Here is a 22,992-nt window from a genome sequence, read left to right on the forward strand (position 1 = left end):
TTCCTTATCAGACACGGAGTTTGCCGCATGGCCGGTTCAGAACGCGTTGCCATCGTCACCGGGGGTGCCAGCGGAATTGGCGCGGCATGCGCCCGGCGCCTGGCAGAGGAGGGCGTGCGCGTCGTCATCGCCGACATTGACAAGAAGGCGGGCGAGGCGCTGGCCAACGATCTGGGAGCGGCCAAGAATCGCGCGCTTTTCGTCAGCTGCGATGTCGCCGACAAGCTCTCGGTCGCCAATCTGATGGCCGAAACCCTGTCGGCCTTCGGCCAGCTCGACATCCTCATCAATAATGCCGCCATACTCGCCAAGGGCGACATACTCTCGCTGGAGCTTGCCGATTTCGACAAGGTCATTGGCGTCAATCTGCGCGGCGCCTTCCTGGTGGCCCGCGCCTGCGCACGCCAGATGACCCGCCAGATCGAGGAGGATGACACGCGCGGCGACGATGCGCGCCGCCGCTATGCCATCGTGAACATGAGCTCGATCAACGCCGTGGTGTCGATTGCCGACCAGCTCGCCTATTCCACATCCAAGGGCGCGCTCAACCAGATGACCAAGTCCATGGCACTGTCGCTGGCCCCCTATGGTATCCGCGTGAACGCCATCGGCCCCGGCTCGGTCAATACCGATATCCTCAAGGCGGTGAACGAGGACAAGGCGGCGATGGAGGCGGTGCTATCGCGTACCCCGCTCGCCCGGATCGCCGACCCGGACGAGATCGCCTCTATCGCGTGGTTTCTGGCCTGCAAGGAGTCCAGCTATATCACCGGCACCTGCATCTATGCCGATGGTGGCCGCCTCGCGCTCAACTATGTGATGAAGCGCGAGGATTACGAAGACTAGGACACAGACTCATAATTTCTGAGCCATATCTGGATAGCGGCGAGTTTGACGAGGGCAAGGTAGTTATCGGCGTGTTTTTCGTAGCGCGTTGCGATGGCCCGGAAGTGTTTGATCTTGCTGAAGAAGCGTTCGACGAGATTGCGGTAGCGATAGAGGAAGGGGCTGAAGCTGGGCGGGTTCTTGCGACGTGAGACCGGTTTGATGCAACCCCATGCACCACGCGATTTTAGGCTGTCGCGCAGGGCGTCGCTGTCATAGGCCCGGTCGGCCAGCAGGATCTGGCCTTCGCCGATCCCGCCGAGCATATCGGTGGCGCTGCGTCCGTCATGGGCCTGGCCGGGCGTGAGCTTGAGTGCGACGGGCAGGCCGTTGGCGTCCACGAGGGCATGGATTTTCGTCGTCAGCCCGCCCCGCGAGCGCCCCATGCATCGGGGGTCAGGAGTGTCTCCGGCGGCGGCGTCCGCGCCCCCTTTTTTGCGTTCGCCCCGTGCTGGTGAACGCGGATCGACGAGCTGTCGATCATCTGGATGTCGCCGTCGTAAGCCGCTGTGATCGCGTCGAATATCCGATCCCAGACGCCCAGCTTGCGCCACCGGACGAAGCGGTTGTAGCAGGTTGTCGCCGGACCGTAGCGCTCCGGGATTTCCGCCCAGGGCGACCCGGTGCGCAAGCGCCAGTAAATCCCGTTGAGCACCTTGCGATCGTCCACACGCGGCACACCGCGCGGCTTGTTCGGCAGCAAGGGTTCGATGATCCACCACTCGAAATCGGTCAACTCGTAGCGGCGACGGCCCATGATCCATATCCTCCTCGCGAAGGTTGAATCAGGCTTCGGCCAAAAACGGAATCCCGTTTATGAGTTTATGACCTAGTCTTCGTCCTGCGCAGGAGCCTTGCCGAACAGCTCGTCGAGCGTGGTCGGGCCGGTGGCCGCAGGCGCGGTTTCCTCGGCGGGTTTGAGCACGTCTTCCTCGATCTTCACCGTGCCGGCGTCTTCCATTTCCTTGCGGCGCTTGGACGCCTTGCGCACCTGTTCATCGAGATCGATCTGGCTGCACAGCCCCAGCGAGACCGGATCGGTCGGCTTGATATTGGCCGAGTTCCAGTGCGTGCGCTCGCGCACCGCCTCGATCGTGGTCTTGGTGGTGCCGACCAGCTTGGAAATCTGGCCATCGGTAAGCTCCGGGTGATTGCGCACCAGCCAGGCAATGGCATCCGGGCGGTTCTGGCGGCGCGAGAGCGGCGTGTAGCGCGGCCCCTTCTTGCGCGCGGTCTCCTGCAGATCAGCGTATTTCGGGCGCGTGGCCTGCATGCGGTAGGCCGGATCAGCTTCGGCCTTCGAGATCTCTTCAGAGGTCAGCTGCCCGCCCGCGATAGGGTCGGCACCGCGCACGCCGGCCGCGACGTCGCCATCGGCAATGCCCTTCACTTCAAGACGGTGCAGGCCGCAGAAATCGGCGATCTGCTCAAAAGACAGGCTGGTATTGTCGACGAGCCAGACAGCTGTCGCCTTGGGCATGAGAATGTCGGACATGGCAATAGGCTCCTTGGTCTAGGGGGAGCGCCGGAGACAAAAGAAAACCCGGCGCGGTCCGCCGGGTTTCGGTCGATCCGACCCGCCAAGGCTGGTGTCGATGACACCTGATATCAATGACGGGGTTTGGCGTGCTTATAGCGTGTGAGCGCGCGCCTTGAAAGGGGGTATTCCCGGCACGCGCGCCATGCCTATGGCACCAGCAATATCTTGCCTGCATGGGCCATGGAATCCATGCGCTCATGGGCTTTTGCCACATCGGCCAGCGCAAAACGGGTATCGATCAGCGGGCGCACCCTGCCCGCCTCCACCCATGGCCAGACATGGCTACGCACGGCAGCGGCAAGGGCCGCCTTCTCCTCATCGGAGCGGGCACGCAGTGTCGAGCCAGTGATGGTCTGGCGTTTGAGCATCAGCCCCATCAGATCAATTTCCACCCGCGAGCCTTTGAGGAAAGCGATCTGCACCAGGCGCCCGAACCGGTTCAGTACGGCGAGGTTCTTTGCCACATAATCTCCGCCCACCATGTCGAGGATCACGTCCGTGCCGCCAGCATCCTTCACGCCCTCCACCCAGTCGTCTTCGCGGTAGTTGAAGACAAAATCTGCGCCGAGCAAGCGGCAGGTTTCGCACTTGTCCGCGCTGCCCGCCGTCGCCATGACAACAGCGCCGTGCGCCTTGGACATCTGGATTGCCGTAGTACCGATACCGCTCGACCCGCCATGGACCAGAAAGCGCTCACCGGGCTTGAGTGCGCCCGCCTCGAACACATTGGTCCAGACGGTGAAGACGGTTTCCGGCAGGCCCGCAGCGGCAACCAGATCAACACCATCCGGCACCGGCAGGACAGAGCCGGCAGGCGCGCGCGCGATATCGCCATAGCCGCCGCCCGCCACCAGTGCACATACCCTCTGGCCAATATCAAACCCGCTCACGCCTCCGCCAATCGCCAGCACGGTGCCGGACACTTCCAGCCCCAACCCCTTCGGTGCGCCGGGCGGTGGCGGGTAAAAACCCATCCGCTCGATCACATCGGGCCGGTTCACACCGGCTGCTGCAACCCGGATCAGGATTTCCCCGTGGCCGGGCGGGGCAAGCGTGATCTCTTCCAGCCGCAGGGCGTCCGGCCCACCGGGCTGCGGGGCGGTGACGATGCGGGTCTTGTAGGGTGCGATCATGGAAACTGATCCGTGTAATGGCGTAATTTGGGGGCGCATCACGCGCCCGTTTACGCTATTGTGCAGCAAGACAGGCGCTCGCAAACCGTCCAGACGCAGCCGCCAGAACAGGGAGGTGATGCCCATGTTTGACGATGAACTGCCGGTCACCCGGCGAGCGGTCATCACACCGGGGGAGGATATTTCCGCCCTGTCCGTCGCAGATCTGCAAGAGCGTATCGAGACGCTGAATGGCGAGATTGCGCGCGCCAAGGCCATGATCGATCACAAGCAGGACAAGCTGGGAGCGGCGGAAGCCTTCTTCAAAAAAGCCTGACTTTTTCGGTAACTGGCCCCGGCCTTGCTTGGAGACGGGTCTAACAGGCATGCTGCGTCCCGATATGGGTGCCGGGTGCTACGGGGTATCAAGGCCAGCGCGTGCAATACGATGCGGCAAATTGCGTGAGGGATGACGGGTTAATGGACACGGAAACCGGCAAGTCCGGCACGAACGACATGGTCAGCGAAGCGGCCGTCCGGGTAGCCGATTTTGCGGCCTCCGAGCATTTCCGCCGCCTGTTCCGCGAAGGCATGGACCTGGTCGAGGAAACCGCCAGCTATCTGGACGGGCCGGGCCGGGAGGACGCCAAGCGGCTTGGCCGCGCCGGTGCGCTCGCCTATGCGGCTGAGTCCATGACGCTGACCACCCAGCTGATGCAGTCTGCCTCCTGGCTTCTGACCCAGCGTGCGGTGAATGAAGGCGAGATGACGCCCTTTGAGGCCGCCGGCGAAAAATACCGGCTTGGCGGCAAATCCCATCCGCGCGACGGCATGTGGCCGGCAGACGATGATCCCTGCCCGCCGCGTCTTGGCGATCTCGTCGCCCGCTCGCAGAGCCTGCACGAGCGTTTGAAACGGCTGGACGACAATCTTTTCCGCGAAGCACCCGGTGGTGCGCCGGGCGAAAACCCGCTGGCGGGCCAATGGTCCGCGCTGGAAAGCGCGTTCGCGGGGCGGGGTTAGCAGCCCTCGTCCTTCGAGACGCTCACTACGTTCGCCCTCAGGATGAGGGCAAGACCGCAATAATCCCTCATGCTGAGGAGCAGCCTTGGCTGCGTCTCGAAGCACGAGGGAAAAGCAAGCTCTCAGGCATGGGTTCCCCGGATGGCTTCGCCACCGGAGAATGACAGGAAGCAAAGCTCTCGCCGGCGTTCTCACCAACCCGCCCATGAAAAAACGCCCGCAGCTGAGGGGAGCTACGGGCGTTCTTCTAAAGGCCCCGGCCGTGTCGAGGGGACACGCGCCCAGGTGAGGGGGGTGGGCGGTTAGACACCGAAGCCTTTGAACTTGTCTTTAAAGCGCGACACGCGGCCCGCGCGGTCAACGAGGGTTTGCGAACCACCGGTCCAGGCCGGGTGTGTGCGCGGATCGATATCCAGCGAGATCTGGTCGCCTTCCTTGCCGTAGGTCGAGCGGGTCTTGAACTTGCTGCCGTCCGTCATCACCACTTCGATGAAGTGATAGTCGGGGTGGATATCCTGTTTCATCTGACGGCTCCCGCCTTCAATGTCCGCCACCCCCAGACCGGCCTTGGCCTCAAGGTTTAGCGGAACAAGTCTGCTAGAAATGAGCCGCGGTGTATATACGTGTGAGAGCTGCGGCGCAAGACCATGCAGAGCGCTGAGAGTCAGTGCGTTTTTCCACAATGACTTAGAGCGCGCCGCTCACCCCAGAATCCTGTGGATATCGTCATGGGCGTGTGACGAAACCTGCCGCACCCGCCCTCGTCCTTCGAGACGCTCACTTGCGTTCGCCCTCAGGATGAGGGCGATTGCACTTTTCCCTCATGCTGAGGAGCGCAAAGCGCGTCTCGAAGCATGCCTGCTACCGCGCTTCCAGCTTCAGCTCGATGCGCCGGTTGCGGGCATGGTCAGCCTCGGTGCGGCCGCGCGATATCGGATAATGTTCGCCCAGCCCCGCCGCCATCAGACGGTTTGCCGGCACGCCCTCGCCCACCAGCCAGTTGATGACCGAGAGAGAACGCGCGGTAGAGAGCTCCCAGTTGGACGAAAACTGCGCGGTCGGCCCCAGCGGACGCACATCGGTATGACCATCCACCCGGATCACCCATTCAATATCATCCGGGATTTCGCGGGTGAGCTGGATTATCGCTGCTGCAATCGGGCGCAGCCCTTCCTGGCCTTCTACGGACAATTCGGCCGAAGCGGAGTCAAACAGCACATCGGTCTCGAACACGAAGCGGTCGCCCACCACGCGCACGCCGGAGCGATTGCCGAGTATCTCCACCAGCCGCCCGAAGAATTCGGAGCGGTATTGCGACAGCCGCGCCACTTCGCTGGCGAGCGCCGCATTGAGGCGTGTACCCAGATTGATGACTTGTGTTTCCAGCTCGGCTTCGCGCGCTTCGGAGGCTTCCAGCGCCGCGTTCAGGCGCGCCAGCTCCATGCGCAATATCTCCATCTGCTCTGACAGCATGGCGATGGTCAGCTGCGCCTCGTCGGAAAGCTCTTCGGCCTCATCCAGCTGCTCGCCCAGCGCCGTGATGCGCGCCGTTGTCGCCTCCAGCTGCTCGGTGAGGCTCTCGTTTTCCGCCGTCAGCGTGCTGACGCGCACGGTCAGGCGGGCATTTTCCGCTTCGGCGAGGTTGAGCTGGTCGGCAAGCTCGGCGAGACGCGCATTAAGGTCTGCCAGCTGCTCATCGCGGCCCGTCAGGGCGGTGGAGAGCGCGTACTGCCCCGTCACGAAGACGGCGAGCAGGAAGACGATGACCAGCAGCAAGGTTGCCAGCGCATCGACAAAGCCCGGCCAGTAATCGCCGTTATCGGCGTCACGCTGGAGGTGGCGCGCAATGGCCATGGCCTACCGCTCTCCATCCCGGCGGTTGAGCCGGGCCTGCGCTTCCAGCGCACGCACCAGCACCTTGATCTCGTCACGCAGAAGGCGCGCAGCCTCCCGGTTGGCTTCTGCCGCGTCATCGGCAAAACGCGAGAGTGTCACTTCGAGCTGGCGCGAATGGCGCTCCATGGTGGAGGCAAGCCGGTCGACCGTATCGGCGGTCTGTTCCAGCAGCGCGCCGACATAGGCGCTGGAACTATCGCCCTCGCCCGCACCCACCGGGCCGGCGGCAGACAGGCGCGAGATGGAGGACAGCCATTCCTCGATCTCGTTGTAGAAACGGTTCTGCGCCCGGCTCGCCTGCAATTCCAGAAAGCCGATAATGAGGGAGCCTGCCAGACCAAAAAGCGAGGAGGCAAAGGCCGTTCCCATGCCTTGAATGGGTTCCTCGATGGCCGCCATCAGGCGCGCCGCTTCCACCTCGCCAGCACCGGAAGAGGTGGCAGAGACTGCCCGTACCGCCTCGCCCACATCAGAAACCACCAGCAGCAGGCCGTAGAACGTGCCAAGCAGACCGAGGAAGATCAGAAGCCGGCCGAAATAGCGGGTAAAGGCACCGCTTTCGGCCATGCGTGCGGCCACCGAATCCAGCACCACGCGGGCCGAGGCTGCCGACAGGCGCGCGCGCCCGTCCGCCGCATCGGTGATGAGGGCGGCCATGGGCGCGATGAGGGCGGGTGGATTGCCCAGCTGGTCCGGGTGGGCGCTGTCACGCAATTTCACCAGCCAGCGTGCGCTGGGGCCAATCGCGAGCGCCTGCTGGAAGGTGTAGAGAATGCCTATCAGGAGGACGCCAAGGATCACGCCATTGATCGCGGCATTTGCCTGAAACGCCGTAATCAGCGGCTCGTGCAGGAAGGCCGCAAGCGCGGCCACCACGGCGAGGAACACCATCATCCAGACGATATACTGGCCGGGGCCGGTAAAGCGCACCTTGCGCGGCTGCGGGGCTTCAGGCGGTAAAGGCAGGTCGCGTGAAGGCATAGGCGGGCTGTCCCTTCTGTTCCGGCACGGGGTCAAGGCATGACCCGTTTGACCATCAGAGACAAGCTTCTTGGCTGTTTTTGGGCGAAGAGCGGCTACTTGCCGACTTGCGACAGACGCTTTTTCAGCTCGCCGAAGACGAACTCGTTACCGGCCACGATATGGCCGGTCTCCAGCACATCGCCGGTACCATCCAGCGAACCGGCATAGCCGCCCGCCTCACGCACCAGCACGATGCCGGCTGCGATGTCCCAGGCTTTGAGATTGCGCTCAAAGAAGCCGTCAAACCGGCCCGCCGCCACCCACGCCAGATCAAGCGAGGCCGCGCCATAGCGGCGGATTCCGGCCGTATGGGGCATGATGGCGTGCAGCTCGGTGAGGAATTTGGCATGGCCGGTCTTGCCCGCGAACGGCATGCCGGTGGCGATCACGCATTCATCGAAATGCTCGCGGCCAGACACGCGCAGGCGCCGGTCATTCATATAGGCGCCGCGGCCCTTTTCGGCGTGGAAGAAATCGTCGGTTGCAGGGTTGTAGACGATGCCGGCAATCAGCTCGCCCTCGCGCTCCAGCGCCACCGAGACCGCAAAGTGCGGCTGTCCGTGCAGGAAGTTCGTGGTGCCGTCCAGCGGATCGACGATCCAGCGGTGGGACTTGTCTGTCCCTTCCACCAGCCCGCGCTCTTCCATCAGGAAGCTGTAGCCGGGCCGGGCTTTTGAGAGCTCCTCAAAGAGAATTTCCTCAGCCTTGGCGTCCGCCGTGGAGACAAAATCGGCCGGGCCTTTTTTGGAGACCTGCAGATGCTCCACCTCGCCGAAATCGCGCGCGAGCTTGCGGCCCGCCTTGCGCACGGCGCCGGTCATCACCTGCATGAGGGCAGAAACTTGCGCCAAATCAGAAGCTTCCCATTTCCGCGCGGCGCACGTAGGAGCCGTCCTCGGTCGCCACCACCACACGCTCGCCCACGCCCACGAAAGGCGGCACGGCGGAGCGGATATTCCCGGTCAGGATAGCCGGCTTGTAGGAGTTCGCCGCTGTCTGGCCCTTGACCACCGGCTCGGTGTCGATGACTTCCAGCTCGACATGCTGGGGCAGCTCAACGCCGATCGGCTTGTCCTCATAGAGCTCGACCACCACCATCATGCCGTCGGTCAGATAGGCGGCGCGCTCCTCGCCGACGAAATCGATGTGCAGCGAGATCTGCTCATAGCTCTCGGTATTCATGAAGACCAGCATCTCGCCCTCGGCGTAGAGATACTGATAATCGCGCTGATCGAGGCGCACGCGCTCCACCTTGTCGGCCGAGCGGAAACGCTCATTGAGCTTGCGGCCATCAAGAATGTTCTTCAGCTCGACCTGCGCGAACGCGCCGCCCTTGCCCGGTTTCACATGGTCGGCCTTCACAGCCGTCCACAGCGTGTCCTGGTGCTTGATCACCATGCCCGGCTTGATTTCGTTACCGTTGATCTTCATCGGAAAACTTCCCACTGACCCCTGCCTGCCAAGGCGGCCGGGATGCCACATCAAATCGGGCGCGGGTGTATCAGCGCCAGCGTCATGCGGCAAGGCTGGTGGGGAGTGCCCCCACAAGGGTTCCCATCAGCCGCCTCGACCAGCCAAGGCCGAATGTGCGGAAATGGGCAAGATTGCCGTAGAGCACCATGCGCCGGGCGGCGATCTCGGTGACAAGGGCTGCGGGCCGGGCTGACGCCACGGCGCCGAGCGTCACCGGGCCGATCCGGCCATCTGACGCAACGCCAACCGTCTCCTGCAGGATACGCACAGCCCGGCTGACCCCGTGATTGACCGCCGCATCAAACACGATAAAGGCCACTGGCCCCGGCAGCTCGTCGCACCGGCAGCTATCCCAGTAGCGCGCCTTGTAGATTTCGCCCGCCTCCCCCTTCGTGAGCGCGCGCACATCGGCTTTTGTCACGCTGCGTCCGCGCCAGCCCTGCAGGGTGGCCAGCGTAATGCCGAAATTGGTCGCGCCGCCGGGATCATCCGGGTGGTCGACATAGCCGCCCTCATGGACCAGCACATGGGCGAGGGCATGGGCGAAAGCGTCAGACATGGGCAGGGCTCCGGCGGGACTGGATCATCAGGCCCGCCAGTATGCGCCCGTTTAGTCCCCAGCCGGATTGAGCCGGTATCTATCGGCCATTCCCGAGATCGCCTCGGCTTCCAGCCGGGTTAGCGTGTCATGGGTAAACAGCTCCTCCAGCTGGGCTTCCAGCCGGTCACGCTGGGGGTTGTCCTCCAGCGAGTTGTCCCGCGGATAGCCGGCTCTGCGTACCCAGACATAAGCCTGTTCCATGTTGCGCAACACGCCCCGGCCCGTGGCCAGCGCGCCCGCATAAAGGAACTGGGCCTGCGCATCGCCTGCTTCCGCGCCGCGCCGCGCCCATGCGGCCGCCTGCTGGTAGTCCCCGCCGCGCCCTTCGGCCTCCTGCATCAGCAGCAGGGCATAATCACCCATGGCGGCGGGCAGGCCCATCTCGGCGGCATGGCGCAGCAGGGTGCGGCCCGCTTCCTCGTCGGCTGGCCCGCCCTCACCGGTAATCAGCATGACGCCTGCAATCGCGGCTGAGGGTGCATCGCCCGCCTCGCCCGCACGGATATACCAGGGACGGGCGAGCGAGGGATCGCCCGGCCCATGCACCCAGTCATCCAGCGCGGCGGCATAGGCAGCCATGGCGCGCGGCATACCTGCCTCTGCCGCCAGCCGCAGCCAGTCCAGCGCCAGATGCGATAGACCCGGATCGCCGGTATCACGCAGGAAGGTGCCAAACTCATACGCGCCGCGCGCATCACCGGTCTCGGCGGCCTGACTTAGAAACTCGCGCGCATGGAACGGCTCCAGCCCGCCCCGGCGCTCGGACGCCAGCGACGCCAGGATCACCAGCGCGTCGATATCGTCGTGCTCGGCGGCCCGGCGCAGCCAGCGCACCGCACCCGCCTCGTCAGCTGTACCAGACAGGCCATGCAGCAGAATATGACCGGCCAGCGTGGCGCCGCGCGGTTCGCCTGCAGCCGCAGCGCGCTCGGCATGGACGCGCGCGCTCAGATAGTCCCCCGTCACATAGGCGGCTGATGCACGCGCCATCGCCTGATCAGACGGGCTGCGCTCTTCAATGGCTTCGCCTGACCGGTCGCGTTCGGCCTCTTCGGCAAGGCCCGGCGGCAAGGCCGGTTCCTGCGCCACGGCCAGCGATACGGCCAGCGACAGCGCGCCTAGCGCGCCGAGAGCAGCGCCCCAAAGGCCCGCACCGCCTCCACCGGACCGGAGGGATGGTTCCACACCCCGCCCGATACCGCGATGAAATCCGCGCCCGCCTCGATCACCGGACTGGCATTCTCCGGCGTTATCCCGCCAATCGCTACGCATGGCACCTCAAAGACTTCACTCCACCACTCGATGAGCTCCACAGAAGCCGACGCCTTGGGCGATTTCGTGGCAGTGGGAAACATTGCACCGAAGGCGACATAGTCTGCGCCTTTTTCCGCTGCTGTCATCGCCAGATGGCGGCTGTCATGGCAGGTCACGCCGACAATGCCGGCCTTGCCCACGGCCGCGCGCGCCTGCGCATACGGCGCGTCCTCCTGACCGATATGGACCCCGTCCATGGCGTAATGGACAGCGAGATCCGGCCGGTCATTCATCAGCACCGATACGCCATGACGCCTGGCGGTCTTCACCAGCGGCGGGATGAGGCCCGGCAGCTGGTTTTCAGGCTGATCCTTGAGGCGTATCTGCAACACGCTTGCCACGCCTTTGGCCAGCACCGCGTCCAGCAGGTCTGTAAATCCGGCATCAATGCGCGGCGGGGTGATGAGATAAAGCTGGCATCGTGACATGGAAGAACCCGATACACGCTTCGAGCCGCCAGCGAAAGCCGGGCCTGCCGGAGCCAACGCGGCACGGGCTGCGGCATACTGTGCATGCGCAAAAATTTCGCTTAGTTCCCTTATAAAAGCCTGCTACCAATCAGGATGTTAGCGGGAAATTTCCTGTCATCCGCTGGCATTGAGGGGGGATGAATCCCCATTGCCTTTATGGAGACTTTCATGATTGTCAGAACTGTTGCCTGCGCCGGTCTTGCCGCGCTGGCCATGGGCGCTGCTGCGTCCGCCCAGAATTACTCGCTGAACCCGAATTTCGGCACGTTTTCGCTGAACGCCGGCTTCCTGCCTGATCCTTACACCGTCAACGTCGTCGCCGGCGGCAATATCAATGCCAGCCGCCTGGGCTCTGGCTGCGTTGGCTCGATCTCCGACGCGCCGGACGTTCGCCTGAACTTCAATGGCGGCCGCATCTCCATCGGTGCTGAATCGACCTCCGACACCACCATCGTGGTCAACGGCCCGGATGGCCGCTGGTACTGCAATGACGATTTCGACGGTCTGAACCCGCGCGTCACCCTGTCCGGCTCCGGCCAGTATGACATCTGGGTCGGCACCTATTCGGGCGGCACGGCCCAGGCGGTGGTGTACTTCACCGAGTTCTAGGTTCGGGTTTTACCCAAACCTGAAACGCGAAAGGCCCGGCAATGCCGGGCCTTTTTTTGTGTACGATGGCAGGAGGCCCTACCCCTCCATGCCCTCATCCCACTCGCCGAGCGCGGCAAGGCCGTTCATGCGGGCGCGGTGATTGAAGGCTTTTTGCCCGGCGGCTTCGTCCTTTCCGCCCCAGGCGGCCAGCGGCGCGGCCTGCAGCGCGCGGCCATAGGAGAAGGTCAGCGGCCAGGGCAGGTCAAAGCCCGCATTCATGATGTTGAGGTGCGCGGTTGCGTCCACATCGGACTGCCCGCCCGACAGGAAGGCGATGCCCGGCACCGAGGCCGGCACGCAATTGGTCAGGCACTGCACGGTCATCTCTGCGACTTCCTCGCGGCTCGCCTGCGCGGAACAATTCGTACCGGAAATGATCATGTTGGGTTTCAGGATCGTGCCTTCCAGCACCACGCCCTGCTCGAACAGTTCGGCATAGAGCCGCTTTAGACCAAACTCGGTCACCTCGTAGCAGCGGTCGATATCGTGGTCGCCATCCATGATGACTTCCGGCTCCACGATCGGCACGATACCCGCTTCCTGGCACAGCATCGCATAGCGCGCGAGCGCGTGCATATTGGTGTTGATGCAGTACTGGGAGGGCACGCTCTCATCGCCGCCAGCGCCGATATTGATGACGGCGCGCCATTTGGCAAAGCGCGCGCCCAGCGCGTCATACTCGGCCAGACGCTCGCGCAGGCCGTCCAGTCCTTCGGTTATCATCTCGCCCGGCGCACCGGCCAGCGGTTTGGCGCCGGTATCCACCTTGATGCCCGGCACCGCGCCGGTCTTGGCGATCAGCCCGGCCAGCGGCGTGCCATCCTTGGCTTTCTGGCGCAAGGTCTCGTCATAGAGGATGACGCCGGAAATGTGCTCACTCATCGCCGGTTCGGTGCGGAACAGCATTTCACGCCAGTCACGGCGGCTGTCCGCGGTCGATTCCAGCTTGATCGTGTCAAAGCGTTTCCGAATCGTGCCGGTGGACTCATCGGCCGCCAGAATGCCCTTGCCCGGCGCGACCATGCGCATCGCGGTTTCGTAGAGCGCATCAATATCCATGTTTCAAACTCCCCCGTATTGCCTGCTGATCGCGTGCGTGTGCGGCACTATTGCTAGGACGCAGTGTCCATATCCGTTTGTGCGGTTTGCCGCAAAACCTCGATGCCGGGAAGGGATTTGCCTTCCAGCCATTCCAGGAATGCGCCGCCGGCCGTCGAGACGAAGGTGAAATCACCCATGACCCCGGCATGATTGAGCGCGGCCACCGTATCACCGCCGCCAGCAACCGCCACCAGCTCGCCCTCGCGCACGCGCTGGGCGGCAAAGCGGGCCGCCTCCGCCGTGCCGGTATCAAACGGTGCCATCTCGAACGCGCCCAGCGGGCCATTCCAGACAAGCGTCTTTGCGCTCTCGATGGAATCGGCCAGCGCATCAATCGTCGCCGGACCGCAATCGAGGATCATCTCGTCGCGGGCGATCTCATCAAGGCCCGCCACGCGCCGGGCGGCCTTGGCTTTCAGTTCGCGCGCCACCACCACGTCTTCGGGAAGCAGGAGCTGGCAGCCGGACTTTTGCGCTGCCGCGATGATCTCGCGCGCGGTGGACAGCAAATCCGGCTCATAAAGGCTCTTGCCGACATCGACGCCCTTGGCGGCCAGGAAGGTATTGGCCATCGCGCCGCCGACAAAGAGCCGGTTCACCTTGGTGACGAGGTTCATCAGAAGGTCGATCTTGGTCGACACTTTCGCGCCGCCGACAATCGCCAGCAGCGGGCGCTCAGGATTGTCCAGCGCCGCGGCTACATGGTCGGTCTCCCGCTGCAGGGCGAGCCCGGCATAGGCGGGAAGCAGGCGCGCCACCCCTTCGGTAGAGGCATGGGCGCGGTGCGCCGCCGAGAAGGCGTCGTTCACATAGACATCGCCAAGCGCGGCCAACTGTGCAGCGAACTCCGCGTCATTGGCCTCCTCGCCCGCGTGAAAGCGCGTGTTCTCCAGCAGCAGAACCTCGCCGCCCTTCAGCTCGGACACGGCCTTTTCGGCCACCCGGTCCACACAGTCACCGGCAAAGCCTACCGGCGCGCCGAGCAGTTCGGACAAGGGTGCGACGACAGGCTTCAGGCTCTGGCCAAGCTCGGGCTTGCCCTTCGGGCGGCCAAAATGAGCCAGCAGGATCACCTTTGCGCCTTTTCCGGTCAGATGCTGGATGGTCGGCAGAGCTGATTTCAGGCGCGTATCATCGCTGACCTTGCCGTCGGCCATCGGCACGTTGAAATCCACGCGCACCAGTACGCGCTTGCCGGAAACGTCTGCATCTTCGAGGCGGGAAACTCTAAAATCTGTTTTGCACACCGCGTTAGCCCTCAAAACAAGCTAAAAAGCAAACGAAATCCTACGCCGATATAGAAGATAATTGCGACCGTAAATATCTGTGAAATATACGTTATTATGATTATTTGGATGCCATCTCCAGCACCCATTTGGAACGCGCGGATAAAGCTAGCTGACCGCATAAAGTAATAAATTATCGAAGCTATTGCGGCAAACAACAGTATAAGCAGTGGACTTGCTCCCATCAGCCCAAACACAAAAACGATTATAATTAGAGCGGTTGCAAGCAAACCTGACATTAAATGCTCCTAGATCAGCCGGCCCATCGCCACCGCCGTATCGATCATACGGCAGGCAAAGCCCCATTCATTGTCATACCAGGTCATCACGCGCGCCAGCCTGCCGCCGATTACATTGGTCTTGTCGATGGCCACGATGGACGAGCGCGGATCATGATTATAGTCGATGGAAACCAGCGGCAGGGTGTCATAGCCGAGCACGCCCTTCATCGGGCCGTCTGCGGCCTCGCGGATCGCGGCGTTGATTTCCTCGATGCTGGTCTCACGGCCCGGCGTGAACACCAGATCGATGACCGAGACATTCGGGGTCGGCACGCGGATGGCAGAGCCATCAAGGCGGCCCTTAAGTTCAGGCAGCACCTCGCCGACGGCTTTCGCCGCGCCGGTGGTGGTCGGCACCATGGACATGGCGGCCGCACGCGCGCGGTGCAGATCCTTGTGATTGCGGTCCAGCGTCGGCTGGTCACCGGTATAGGCATGGATCGTCGTCATGTGGCCGTGTTCGATCCCGATGGCGTCGTTAAGCACCTTGGCCACCGGCGCGAGCCCGTTCGTCGTGCACGACGCGTTGGAAACGATCACGTCGTCTGCGGTCAGGCTGGCATGGTTGACGCCGTAGACGATGGTCTTGTCGGCATTCTTGGCGGGCGCAGAGCACAGCACACGCTTGGCACCGGAGGAGAGGTGCGCAGAGGCCGCCGCCTTGTCATTGAACTTGCCCGTGCATTCCAGCACCAGATCGATGCCCAGATCCTTCCAGGGCAGCTGGGACGGATCGCGGTTGGAGACTTTGGTGATCTTGCCAAAACCGGCATCGAACCCGTCTTCAAACAGCTTGATCTCGCGCGGATAGCGGCCATGTACGCTGTCATAGGTCAAAAGGTGCGCGTTTACCTCCGGCGTGGCGCTGTCATTGATCGCAACGACCTCCACCTCATGCCAGCGCTGATGCTCCAGCACCGCCCGCAGGGCCAGACGCCCGATACGGCCAAACCCGTTGATCGCCACCCGAAGAGCCATGACGCGCTCCTTCAAAAATCCGCTAGAAACTTCTGGAGACCCTGCAGCGGCAGCTCCGCGCCGGGCAATTGCGCACGGGGTTTAGACGCTTCCCCGCGCCGCGTCCATATCCGAGCGGCGATGCTTTGCGGCTGGGGCTGGAACAGTGTAGAATTGCCGTGCATTCGAGGATGATTGATGAGCACACAATTGCTGGACCGGATCACGACAGACCCACAGGTCATGGGCGGCCAGCCTTGCCTGCGCGGCTTGCGCATGAGGGTGGGCGACATACTCGACCTCCTCGCCTCCGGCATGAGCAACGATCAGATACTCGCGGATTATCCCTATCTGGAACACGATGACATTCTGGCCGCGCTGGCGTATGCGGCGCGTCTCGCCAATCATCGCGTCATAGCGGCAGAGTGACCCCGCTATTCTTTCTGGTAGATGTTCAGCTGCCGAAGGCGCTGGCCCGCTGGATCACGGAACAAGGGGCTGAGGCGGTACACGCCCATGATGTTGGCCTCGGACGGGCAACCGATCACGAAATTTGTGAACTGGCACAGACTCAAGGCCGCATCATCGTAACGAAGGATGCTGATTTCCTTGGTCTGTCTTTGCGCTTTGATCCGGCCATCCGGCTGGTTTGGGTGCGCATGGGCAATGTGTCCACCAACGCCTTGCTGGACCGCTTTTCCACGGCATGGCCGCAAATACGCACGGCGCTGAACTCCGGCGAGGCGATTGTGGAACTGTGCTAGACCGGCAGAGGACCGGATGGCAGCGCCGCCCGGCAGGATCACCCGCCGGGTGGCATCGCATGGATCAGAAGGCTACGCGCCAGCTGGCGGCGACCCAGCTGCTCGCGCTTTCGCCGCGCGTTGTGCCATTGGCCATGACCGACAGCGTCGAGCCCGCAATATCAAGCTCGAAACCGGCACCGGCGCGCAGCCAGTCCCGCTGGTAGGCAGCCTGCCCGAGATCAAACCCGCCAAGCCCGATCACCTGTCCGGTCACATTCGATCCGCTACCCTCGAAACGGCGCACACCTTCCAGCGTGCCGACCAGGCGCAAGCCTTCTGTCACAGGCAGGGTTGCGTCAACGCCATACCGCGCCTCGGTGGCCGTATCGCACAGCCTGTTGAAGGCGGCCGGGAACGACCCGCCGGTTTCGCTGTAGGCATCGAGGCAGACGCGCGCATAGGACAGCTCGCCATAGGGTGACACGCCGGGCAACGCGTTTTCCCATTGCAGACGGGTGCGCACGCCATAGCCCTCGACATCGGTACTGCCGGTGGATGTATCGACCAGGCCGCCATTGGCTATGTAATTGCGGCGGATATCAGCCTCGCCCCAAAGCCCGGTGCCGGTAACGGCCAGCCAAAGCCCGCCATTATCTGTCACTTGGAGCGGCGCCAGAACCTCCAGCTTGACATAGTGGGCGTCAACATCGCTGCGCCCGCCAAGCAGCGTGTTCTGCTCCAGCGCAGTGATGCCCAGCACGCCATTCAGCTGCAGGCTGCCAAAGTTGTGACCAAAGCCGATTTCGCCAAGACGCGCATCGCCATCACGCGCGCCATGACTATCCCGGCCCCAGTCGCCGCCGATCCATGCCGTGCTGCGCCCGGGTTCGGCCCGCCGGTCCAGCGGGCGGCTGCCCGCCCCGTTCATTGCCAGGCCGAGCCCGCCCGCCGACATGGCGTTGCTTGCGCCTGTGCCGGACAGGCTTTGTGCCAGATCATCCAATGTAATCATGCCCACCCCGCTCTGCGAGACACGCGCGATGAACATTTCATTGTCATGCGTATCGCCGACGACGACGGTGCCATCACCATTTACCCCACGGGCATTCCAGGTGATGTCTGACTCGATGTCTGCCCCGGCGTCGCGCAGCCAGTCCTCGACCGTCTGCATGCCGGTATCTTCAGTCCAACGAAAGGCGCGGAAGACGTTGTTCTCGTCGCCGTTGGCCGCCGATCCGACAATGACGAGACCGTCATCGGAGACGTCGTAGGCGATGGACAAATTGCCATCATTGAGCATGCCAAGGCTTTCCATGCCGGTTTCCTCGGTCCAGCGGATGGCCGTCTGCTGCTGCGTCTCGCCATCACGCGCCCAGCCGACGATCACACTGCCGTCAAACGAGGCGGCACGCGCCTGGGACTGATCGCTATTGTTGAGCTTGCCAAGCTCGACCATGCCGGTGGCTTCAGTCCAGCGGAAGGCTTCTGCCCAGGGACCGGACGTGCCCGAGCTGGACTCGCCTACAATAACCAGCCCGTCCCCGGAGACACCGAAGGCCGTTGAGCGATTGCCGCCCTCAAGCGTGCCGAGACTGAAAGCCTGACCATCGGCGTTCCAGCGCACGGCAGTGGCCGAATTGTTTTCACCCGTTGAGCTCCCGACAATAACACTGCCATCAGCCGAGACACCGTACGCCAAGGCGCTCACGCCGCCGTCCGGCAGATCAAGCACCTGCAGTCCGCCATCCGTAGTCCAGCGGAAAGCATGGTTGGTATCGTCCTGCGAAACCGAGCCGACAATTACCGTGCCGTCAGAGGACAGCGCGTTCGCCGCCGACGCGGCGTCCGCAAGCTGCTCAAACCCGCCATCGCCGGTCCAGCGGAAGGCACGGTAGCCATCAATCGTGCTCGCACGGCTACGCCCCACGACGACGAGGCCATCGGCTGACACCGCGTTGGCGTAGGTCTCGAACGCTTCATCATCGTGGTAGGTTTCAAGTTCCTGCGACATGGCCGGGGCCATGGCGAGTACGGTGAGAATCGAGGCAAGCGCCGTGCTTGCTGCGAGTGAGCTTTTGATGGTCTGGATCATACTGGCCTTCCCTTGTTGAGGTCGGGCGCAATATCCGTTCGCGGGGCTAAGCCCTTCAACTTACAAGCCCTGTAAGCTTGAATTGTCAGATTTGGGGGGAGCGGGTTCAGACGCTCAGGCGCTGCTCCAGCTTCTTCAGGAAGACCATGCAGGCTTCGAGCTGGCTTACTTCAACAAACTCGTCGGGCTGGTGGGCCTGATCGATATGGCCGGGACCGCAGATCACCGCTGACATGCCGCCATCCTGAAACTGTCCGCCTTCCGTGCCGTAGGAGACGACGCGGGGCGCATTGTCGCCGGTCAGGGCGCGGGCAATGCCTTCGGCCTCACCGTCGGTTTCCGGGCGCAAGGGCGGCACGTTCGACACTTCAGTAATACGGATTGACGCTTCCGGCGCTGTCCGGCGCATATCGGCCTCCACCTCGGCTGCCAGTTGGCGCAGGCGCCGGCCCACGCCGGGGCCATCGTCCCAGGGCGCCGGGCGCATCAGGGCTTCAAACCAGGCGTCTTTGGCCAGGATATTCATCGCCGATCCGCCGCCCATACGGCCAATGGTCAGCGTACCAAAGGGCGGGTCAAACGGGCTGTCGTCTGGAGCCGCAGCGCGCAGGGCCTCGCCCTCGCGGCGCAGGAAATCCATCAGGATCACGGCGTTGGTCACCGCGCAGGCACCGGCATTGATCAGGCTGGAATGGGCTTCGTGGCCAGTGATCTCCACACGCACCGAATAGAGCCCCTTATGGCCCGTCACCACCTTCATGCCGGTGGGCTCGCCCACCAGCACGGCAGAGGGCTTGGGATGCCCGGCGGCAATCGCCCGTATCATGGAGGGCGCGCCCAGGCAGCCCACCTCCTCATCATAGGAGAGCGCGAAATGGACCGGGCGTTTGAGGGGCGCCGCCGCCAGGTCAGGCGCAGCCGCCAGCGCGCAGGCGACAAAGCCCTTCATGTCGCACGTGCCGCGCCCGTAGAGCTTGCCATCTTTCTCGGTCAGCACGAACGGGTCGGTGGACCAGTTCTGCCCATCGACGGGCACCACGTCGGTATGACCGGAGAGCACCACCCCGCCATCGGTTTCCGGCCCGATAAAGGCATGCAGATTGGATTTCTGTCCGTCCGGGCTCGGCACACGCTCGCAGCGCGCGCCCAGCCCGGTCAGATAGTCTTCCACCCAGTCAATGAGGGCGAGATTGGAATTGCGCGAGGTCGTGTCGAACGCGATCAGGCGTTCAAGCAGCGCAATGGCTTGCGGGCTCTGGCTCATTCGCGATCCGGCAGGCCAAGCAGTTCCAGCTGGAAGACCAGCGCCGCGTTGGGCGGGATCGGCCCGCCCGGCGTGCCGCGCGCGCCATAACCCAGCTCAGGCGCGATATAGAGCGTCCATTTCTCGCCGACGCGCATCAGCGGCAGGGCCTCGACCCAGCCGGCAATCAGCCGGTCGGACGGAAATTCTGCCGGTTCACCGCGCGCATAGGAGCTGTCGAACTCGCTGCCATCCAGCAGCTGGCCAGCATAATGCACCCGGACCATATCGCCGCTCACCGGGGAAGGATTATCCGGACCGGCTGCCCGCTCGATGCGGTATTGCAGACCCGATGGCGTGGTGTAGACGCAAGGCTGTTCGACATTGCGTTGAAGGAATTCTTCGGCCATCGCGCCATTGTAATCGGCGCTGGATTCGTCCTCGCTGCGTTCGCGCGGCTCGAAGCGGTGCAGCGGCGCATCACCCGGCTCGCATCCGCGCGCGGCACGCAACTCGCGCTGGAACACGGCCGCCGCCTGATCCTCTTCGCTCATCCCTTCCACACGGGCGCGGAAGACTTCGGCGTCCTCTTCGGGCTCAAGCGGGGAAAGTGTGATCGTCTCCTCACCGGTATCCATGGCAGGCGGCTCAGCGCCCTCTTCCACCGGCGCGGGCGCTTCACGCTCCCCGCAGGCGGCGAGCACAAGAGCGGCGATCGAGGCAGTTATCGCAAGGCGGGTCAGCATGAAATATCTCCTGGGCTGGCCGGGGTCATAACGGGCCAGAGTGCCGGATTCATAGCAGATGAAGCCGATCAGTCACCCGCCGCATCAGTCCTTGCCGACGGCATGGAGGTGAGAACATGCGGCCAGACGCGCTCGAAATAGGTGAAAGCCTCATCCCATGCCTCGCCCTCCCCCCAGCCTGAATGGGTCAGGTTGATTCGGGTACGGGCCTCATCCAGCGTCTCGAACCGCAAGACGAGATGAGTGTGGTGCGGGCGCACCTCGGCCATGTAGGGCGGCATCGCCCAGCTGACCGAGAGCATGCGGTTTTCCTGATACCCCAGAACGATCGTGTCTTCAGAGCCGCGCTGGCCGGGCTCGGCATCGGGTGCGAAGAACAGCTCGAACGGGCCTTGCGGGCGCAGCTCAATATTGGCTGCCGGCGCGAAGAAGCTGGTGACGCCCTCATTCGTGGTCCAGAGCCGCCAGGCTTCAGAGACCGGCAGTTCCACCACCACGCTGGCGGTTACCGCCCGCTCCGGCACGGGCGCAGGCGCGTCCTCCGCCCATGACGGCGCGGCCATGAAAACCAGCAGTGCAGCAGCAGCGGCAACTCGCATCAGTCCAGCTCCAGAACATCCCTCAGAAACAGGGTCTCGGCCTCGCGCTGGAAGTCGCGGTTGGACTGGCGCGCAAAGCCATGCCCCTCATCCATGGCCACGAGATACCACGGATCACCGCCCGCTTCGCGCACGGCGGCGAGAATCTGCTCGGCCTCCGAGAGCGGCACGCGTGGATCATTGGCGCCCTGAATGATGAAGAGCGGGGCCGTGATGCGGTGGGCGTGATTGGCGGGCGAAATGCTCTCCAGAAACTCGCGCACTTGCGGGTCACGCTCATCGCCGTATTCGGCGCGGCGCAAATCCTGCCGGTAGCCGGCCGTGTTTTCCAGGAAGGTCACGAAATTGGAGATGCCGACAATATTGATGCCGCCCGCCAGCCGGTCGGAGTAATGCACCAGCGAAGCCAGCACCATATAGCCGCCATAGGAGCCGCCATAGACAACCACGCGGTTTTCGTCGAGATCGGGCTGGGTGGCGATCCAATCGAGCAGCGCGCCGATATCGCGCACCGAGTTCTCGCGCAGGAACACATTATCCAGATTGACATATTCGTTCCCGTACCCGGCCGAGCCGCGCACGTTTGGCACGACAACCGCCGCGCCCAGCTCGTGCTGCCAGTACTGGAAGGCAGCGTTGAAGCCGGGGCGGGCCTGGCTTTCCGGCCCGCCATGGATGGAGACTATCACCGGATAGGGACCGTCGCCGGGCGGGCGATGGACAAAGGCGGGAACTTCCAGCCCGTCAAAGCTCTCATAGCTGATCAGTTCAGGGGTCTGGAAACGGCTGGTGTCGAGCCCGCCCACTTCGGACTGTGTCCACCGGACCAGCTCCTGCCAGGACAGGTCATAGGTCCACGCGTCACCCGGTGAGGCAGCCGAGCTGTGAGTGAAGCCGATAAGCGAGCCATCCGCGCTGAAATTGATACCGCCGATCAGGCCAACCGGCAGGTCAGGGGCGGGCAGCCGCTCGCCACTGGCCGCGTTGATGATGTAGATTTCCGAGATGCCGCCTTCATTGGTCGTGTAGGCGATGGTCGAGCCATCCGGGGACAGCGCCATGGCCTGCACATCCCAGTCATGCTCGGCAACGATGCGCTTTTCACCGCCATCCAGCGGGATTTCCATGATGCGGCGGAATTCTGACCCTTCGTCGGTTACGACGAAAATGCTGTCGCCACTGGCCGAGAAGCGGGCCGCGCCATATGCATTGGTCTCGTCCGGATTGATCTGGGTAAGCGTGCCCTCCCCGATATCAAGCACGTAGAGCCTTGCCTCGTTGATCGAGAAATACCGCCCGATCAGCAGTTTCGACCCGTCCGGCGACCAGTCCACCGGGCTCATCGCGCCTTCGCCCTGCAGGACTTCCTGCGCGGTCGTCGGGTCGGCCGGATCGGCCATGTAGATGGTGTAATCGGCATCACCCCAGCCGGCCGCCGCCCAGGCAATCATCCGGCCATCGCGTGACCAGGAAAAACCCTGATTGCGGATCTGGTCGGTGGTGAACTGGATGGAGCGTGATTGTTCGGGATCAAAGAGGAAGCCCTGGAAGAACTCGTCCCCGCCGACATCGCGGGTGAAGAGAAACTGGCCTGAGCCATCCGGGCGGATGGTCGCCCCGCTGGTGCGCTCGTCATAGAAGGTGATCTGACGGCGCGCGCCCATGGGCTGAGCGACGTGGTGGATCTGGTCGGTCTCGCCAAAACGCGTGGTGATGTAGATGCCGCCATCGGGGGCAAAATCGGAGAACATCGCTCCGCGCACATTCTGATACTGGCGCAAACGCTCGCGCACCTCGCCGGGAATCTCCGGGATGTTCTCCATCACCAGATTACCGCGTGTCACCCGCTCCGGGGCGCTCTGCGCCAGGGCAGGCGAGGCCAGTATCGCGGCCACACACATCGCGGCGGGCAGAATCATTCTCATCAACACATACTCCCTCTGGCTGTCCGGC

At 63.4% G+C, this 22,992-nt stretch carries 25 protein-coding genes; 6 read left to right on the top strand and 19 right to left on the bottom strand.

From position 1 onward, the window contains the following. The first annotated feature begins 27 nt into the window (after positions 1-27). Positions 28-846, top strand: a complete 819-nt coding sequence (locus AB6B38_RS09875) for an SDR family NAD(P)-dependent oxidoreductase (RefSeq protein ID WP_371392683.1) — start codon at positions 28-30, stop codon at positions 844-846. On the opposite strand, the gene AB6B38_RS09880 is transcribed toward AB6B38_RS09875, so the two are convergent. The 3 genes from AB6B38_RS09880 to AB6B38_RS09890 all read right to left on the bottom strand — a co-directional run bounded on the left by AB6B38_RS09880 (position 843) and on the right by AB6B38_RS09890 (position 3,558). Then, positions 843-1,642, bottom strand: a protein-coding gene (locus AB6B38_RS09880) for an IS5 family transposase (protein ID WP_371392684.1) whose coding sequence is annotated in 2 segments (ribosomal slippage) — positions 843-1,304 and positions 1,307-1,642 — 798 coding nt in all. Because the reading frame shifts where the segments join, the coding sequence is not laid out codon by codon here. The two genes, AB6B38_RS09875 and AB6B38_RS09880, sit on opposite strands and share 4 nt — an antisense overlap. 72 nt (positions 1,643-1,714) lie before the next feature. Further along, complete coding sequence (locus AB6B38_RS09885; protein WP_371392685.1) at positions 1,715-2,380, bottom strand: DUF1013 domain-containing protein; 666 nt, start codon at positions 2,378-2,380, stop codon at positions 1,715-1,717. 191 nt (positions 2,381-2,571) lie between these two features. Beyond that, a complete protein-coding gene (locus AB6B38_RS09890) occupies positions 2,572-3,558 on the bottom strand; it encodes an NAD(P)H-quinone oxidoreductase (RefSeq protein WP_371392686.1) in 987 nt (328 codons plus the stop codon). A gap of 124 nt (positions 3,559-3,682) precedes the next feature. Here AB6B38_RS09890 and AB6B38_RS09895 point away from each other — a divergent pair, with 124 nt between their 5' ends. Beyond that, positions 3,683-3,874 (top strand): DUF1192 domain-containing protein, encoded by a 192-nt coding sequence (locus AB6B38_RS09895; protein ID WP_371392687.1) that lies wholly within the window; start codon positions 3,683-3,685, stop codon positions 3,872-3,874. Positions 3,875-4,017: 143 nt separating this feature from the next. Beyond that, positions 4,018-4,560 (top strand): DUF1465 family protein, encoded by a 543-nt coding sequence (locus tag AB6B38_RS09900; RefSeq protein WP_371392688.1) that lies wholly within the window; start codon positions 4,018-4,020, stop codon positions 4,558-4,560. Between the two features lie 302 nt (positions 4,561-4,862). Here the strand turns inward: AB6B38_RS09900 and rpmE are convergent, their stop codons facing one another. The 8 genes from rpmE to thiE all read right to left on the bottom strand — a co-directional run bounded on the left by rpmE (position 4,863) and on the right by thiE (position 11,295). Next, entirely contained in the window at positions 4,863-5,084 is a 222-nt protein-coding gene (rpmE, locus tag AB6B38_RS09905; RefSeq protein ID WP_371392689.1) for a 50S ribosomal protein L31, read from the bottom strand. Positions 5,085-5,421: 337 nt separating this feature from the next. Continuing rightward, positions 5,422-6,414, bottom strand: coding sequence for a peptidoglycan -binding protein (locus AB6B38_RS09910; RefSeq protein WP_371392690.1), 993 nt, complete (start codon positions 6,412-6,414; stop codon positions 5,422-5,424). A gap of 3 nt (positions 6,415-6,417) precedes the next feature. Next, on the bottom strand, positions 6,418-7,437 hold the full coding sequence (locus AB6B38_RS09915; protein ID WP_371392691.1) for a hypothetical protein: 1,020 nt from the start codon (positions 7,435-7,437) through the stop codon (positions 6,418-6,420). Between the two features lie 95 nt (positions 7,438-7,532). Next, positions 7,533-8,309 carry an inositol monophosphatase gene (locus AB6B38_RS09920; RefSeq protein WP_371395093.1) on the bottom strand — a complete coding sequence of 259 codons (777 nt, stop codon included), beginning with the start codon at positions 8,307-8,309 and terminating at the stop codon, positions 7,533-7,535. A gap of 22 nt (positions 8,310-8,331) precedes the next feature. Next, positions 8,332-8,910, bottom strand: a complete 579-nt coding sequence (efp, locus tag AB6B38_RS09925; protein ID WP_371392692.1) for an elongation factor P — start codon at positions 8,908-8,910, stop codon at positions 8,332-8,334. An 82-nt stretch (positions 8,911-8,992) separates the two neighbouring features. After that, positions 8,993-9,511, bottom strand: a complete 519-nt coding sequence (locus AB6B38_RS09930; protein WP_371392693.1) for a glycoside hydrolase family 108 protein — start codon at positions 9,509-9,511, stop codon at positions 8,993-8,995. 51 nt (positions 9,512-9,562) lie between these two features. Then, on the bottom strand, positions 9,563-10,738 hold the full coding sequence (locus AB6B38_RS09935) for a tetratricopeptide repeat protein (RefSeq protein WP_371392694.1): 1,176 nt from the start codon (positions 10,736-10,738) through the stop codon (positions 9,563-9,565). Beyond that, complete coding sequence (gene thiE / locus AB6B38_RS09940) at positions 10,672-11,295, bottom strand: thiamine phosphate synthase (RefSeq protein WP_371392695.1); 624 nt, start codon at positions 11,293-11,295, stop codon at positions 10,672-10,674. Before thiE ends, AB6B38_RS09935 begins: the two co-directional genes overlap by 67 nt. Positions 11,296-11,505: 210 nt before the next feature. On the opposite strand from thiE, the gene AB6B38_RS09945 reads away from it, so the two are divergent. Further along, on the top strand, positions 11,506-11,946 hold the full coding sequence (locus tag AB6B38_RS09945; protein WP_371392696.1) for a peptidase S1: 441 nt from the start codon (positions 11,506-11,508) through the stop codon (positions 11,944-11,946). A 78-nt stretch (positions 11,947-12,024) separates the two neighbouring features. Here the strand turns inward: AB6B38_RS09945 and AB6B38_RS09950 are convergent, their stop codons facing one another. The 3 genes from AB6B38_RS09950 to gap all read right to left on the bottom strand — a co-directional run bounded on the left by AB6B38_RS09950 (position 12,025) and on the right by gap (position 15,634). Further along, a complete protein-coding gene (locus AB6B38_RS09950; RefSeq protein ID WP_371392697.1) occupies positions 12,025-13,047 on the bottom strand; it encodes a class I fructose-bisphosphate aldolase in 1,023 nt (340 codons plus the stop codon). Between the two features lie 53 nt (positions 13,048-13,100). After that, the gene (gene pgk, locus AB6B38_RS09955; protein WP_371392698.1) at positions 13,101-14,336 is read right to left on the bottom strand and encodes a phosphoglycerate kinase; all 1,236 of its coding nucleotides are present in this window, start codon (positions 14,334-14,336) and stop codon (positions 13,101-13,103) included. Positions 14,337-14,623: 287 nt separating this feature from the next. Then, complete coding sequence (gene gap, locus AB6B38_RS09960; protein ID WP_371392699.1) at positions 14,624-15,634, bottom strand: type I glyceraldehyde-3-phosphate dehydrogenase; 1,011 nt, start codon at positions 15,632-15,634, stop codon at positions 14,624-14,626. A 177-nt stretch (positions 15,635-15,811) separates the two neighbouring features. On the opposite strand from gap, the gene AB6B38_RS09965 reads away from it, so the two are divergent. Next, on the top strand, positions 15,812-16,042 hold the full coding sequence (locus AB6B38_RS09965) for a DUF433 domain-containing protein (RefSeq protein WP_127568720.1): 231 nt from the start codon (positions 15,812-15,814) through the stop codon (positions 16,040-16,042). Next, positions 16,039-16,377, top strand: coding sequence for a DUF5615 family PIN-like protein (locus AB6B38_RS09970; RefSeq protein WP_371392700.1), 339 nt, complete (start codon positions 16,039-16,041; stop codon positions 16,375-16,377). The genes AB6B38_RS09965 and AB6B38_RS09970 overlap by 4 nt, the downstream gene beginning before the upstream one ends. A 64-nt stretch (positions 16,378-16,441) precedes the next feature. Here AB6B38_RS09970 and AB6B38_RS09975 read toward each other — a convergent pair whose 3' ends face one another. From AB6B38_RS09975 to AB6B38_RS09995, 5 genes are all read right to left on the bottom strand, one after another. Beyond that, positions 16,442-18,451: an autotransporter domain-containing protein gene (locus tag AB6B38_RS09975; protein WP_371392701.1), complete on the bottom strand. Its 2,010-nt coding sequence runs from the start codon at positions 18,449-18,451 to the stop codon at positions 16,442-16,444. 106 nt (positions 18,452-18,557) lie between these two features. After that, the gene (gene argE, locus AB6B38_RS09980) at positions 18,558-19,715 is read right to left on the bottom strand and encodes an acetylornithine deacetylase (protein WP_371392702.1); all 1,158 of its coding nucleotides are present in this window, start codon (positions 19,713-19,715) and stop codon (positions 18,558-18,560) included. Then, positions 19,712-20,440, bottom strand: coding sequence for an FKBP-type peptidyl-prolyl cis-trans isomerase (locus tag AB6B38_RS09985; protein WP_371392703.1), 729 nt, complete (start codon positions 20,438-20,440; stop codon positions 19,712-19,714). The genes argE and AB6B38_RS09985 overlap by 4 nt, the downstream gene beginning before the upstream one ends. 68 nt (positions 20,441-20,508) lie before the next feature. Continuing rightward, positions 20,509-21,039 carry an SRPBCC domain-containing protein gene (locus tag AB6B38_RS09990; protein WP_371392704.1) on the bottom strand — a complete coding sequence of 177 codons (531 nt, stop codon included), beginning with the start codon at positions 21,037-21,039 and terminating at the stop codon, positions 20,509-20,511. Further along, entirely contained in the window at positions 21,039-22,964 is a 1,926-nt protein-coding gene (locus tag AB6B38_RS09995) for a prolyl oligopeptidase family serine peptidase (RefSeq protein WP_371392705.1), read from the bottom strand. The genes AB6B38_RS09990 and AB6B38_RS09995 overlap by 1 nt, the downstream gene beginning before the upstream one ends. Positions 22,965-22,992: the final 28 nt, after the last annotated feature.

The sequence above is a fragment of the Glycocaulis abyssi genome (assembly GCF_041429775.1).
Classification (GTDB): domain Bacteria; phylum Pseudomonadota; class Alphaproteobacteria; order Caulobacterales; family Maricaulaceae; genus Glycocaulis; species Glycocaulis abyssi.

Excerpts from the sequence above, each read along its gene's own strand:
- AB6B38_RS09950 (WP_371392697.1), bottom strand. The coding sequence starts at position 13,047 with ATGGATATTGATGCGCTCTACGAAACCGCGATGCGCATGGTCGCGCCG.
- AB6B38_RS09990 (WP_371392704.1), bottom strand. The coding sequence starts at position 21,039 with ATGCGAGTTGCCGCTGCTGCTGCACTGCTGGTTTTCATGGCCGCGCCG.
- gap (WP_371392699.1), bottom strand. The coding sequence starts at position 15,634 with ATGGCTCTTCGGGTGGCGATCAACGGGTTTGGCCGTATCGGGCGTCTG.
- AB6B38_RS09965 (WP_127568720.1), top strand. The coding sequence starts at position 15,812 with ATGAGCACACAATTGCTGGACCGGATCACGACAGACCCACAGGTCATG.
- AB6B38_RS09885 (WP_371392685.1), bottom strand. The coding sequence starts at position 2,380 with ATGTCCGACATTCTCATGCCCAAGGCGACAGCTGTCTGGCTCGTCGAC.
- AB6B38_RS09915 (WP_371392691.1), bottom strand. The coding sequence starts at position 7,437 with ATGCCTTCACGCGACCTGCCTTTACCGCCTGAAGCCCCGCAGCCGCGC.
- thiE (WP_371392695.1), bottom strand. The coding sequence starts at position 11,295 with ATGTCACGATGCCAGCTTTATCTCATCACCCCGCCGCGCATTGATGCC.
- AB6B38_RS09920 (WP_371395093.1), bottom strand. The coding sequence starts at position 8,309 with ATGCAGGTGATGACCGGCGCCGTGCGCAAGGCGGGCCGCAAGCTCGCG.
- AB6B38_RS09975 (WP_371392701.1), bottom strand. The coding sequence starts at position 18,451 with ATGATCCAGACCATCAAAAGCTCACTCGCAGCAAGCACGGCGCTTGCC.
- AB6B38_RS09930 (WP_371392693.1), bottom strand. The coding sequence starts at position 9,511 with ATGTCTGACGCTTTCGCCCATGCCCTCGCCCATGTGCTGGTCCATGAG.
- efp (WP_371392692.1), bottom strand. The coding sequence starts at position 8,910 with ATGAAGATCAACGGTAACGAAATCAAGCCGGGCATGGTGATCAAGCAC.
- rpmE (WP_371392689.1), bottom strand. The coding sequence starts at position 5,084 with ATGAAACAGGATATCCACCCCGACTATCACTTCATCGAAGTGGTGATG.
- AB6B38_RS09875 (WP_371392683.1), top strand. The coding sequence starts at position 28 with ATGGCCGGTTCAGAACGCGTTGCCATCGTCACCGGGGGTGCCAGCGGA.
- AB6B38_RS09995 (WP_371392705.1), bottom strand. The coding sequence starts at position 22,964 with ATGAGAATGATTCTGCCCGCCGCGATGTGTGTGGCCGCGATACTGGCC.
- AB6B38_RS09890 (WP_371392686.1), bottom strand. The coding sequence starts at position 3,558 with ATGATCGCACCCTACAAGACCCGCATCGTCACCGCCCCGCAGCCCGGT.
- AB6B38_RS09985 (WP_371392703.1), bottom strand. The coding sequence starts at position 20,440 with ATGCTGACCCGCCTTGCGATAACTGCCTCGATCGCCGCTCTTGTGCTC.
- argE (WP_371392702.1), bottom strand. The coding sequence starts at position 19,715 with ATGAGCCAGAGCCCGCAAGCCATTGCGCTGCTTGAACGCCTGATCGCG.
- AB6B38_RS09945 (WP_371392696.1), top strand. The coding sequence starts at position 11,506 with ATGATTGTCAGAACTGTTGCCTGCGCCGGTCTTGCCGCGCTGGCCATG.
- AB6B38_RS09910 (WP_371392690.1), bottom strand. The coding sequence starts at position 6,414 with ATGGCCATTGCGCGCCACCTCCAGCGTGACGCCGATAACGGCGATTAC.
- AB6B38_RS09895 (WP_371392687.1), top strand. The coding sequence starts at position 3,683 with ATGTTTGACGATGAACTGCCGGTCACCCGGCGAGCGGTCATCACACCG.
- AB6B38_RS09900 (WP_371392688.1), top strand. The coding sequence starts at position 4,018 with ATGGACACGGAAACCGGCAAGTCCGGCACGAACGACATGGTCAGCGAA.